This is a genomic window from Pseudomonas agronomica, from assembly GCF_025917275.1.
Classification (GTDB): domain Bacteria; phylum Pseudomonadota; class Gammaproteobacteria; order Pseudomonadales; family Pseudomonadaceae; genus Aquipseudomonas; species Aquipseudomonas agronomica.
Map to the genome: position 1 here is coordinate 1 of NZ_JAOSHO010001174.1, position 225 is coordinate 225.

At 66.2% G+C, this 225-nt stretch carries 1 protein-coding gene; it reads left to right on the plus strand.

The annotated features are described in order from the left end of the window. A partial coding sequence (locus tag OC610_RS29435) for an RHS repeat domain-containing protein (RefSeq protein WP_264433405.1) occupies positions 1 to 225 on the plus strand: 225 nt, incomplete at both ends.

The following is a 225-nucleotide window of genomic DNA, read 5'->3' on the forward strand; positions in this document are numbered from 1 at the left end:
AGGGCGTTTGCTGACCCGCCAGGACGAACACGGCGCCATCACCCATTACCAATGGGACGCCATGGGCCGCTTGCTGCAAACCACCTTGCCCACCGGCGCCACCCGCACCTGGCGCTACAACGCCTACGGCAAGGTCATCGCCGAGCAGGACGAGCTGGGCCGCACCACCCGCTACGAATACGCCGACGATTTGCACCTGATCAGCCGCCGCCTCAACCCCGACGA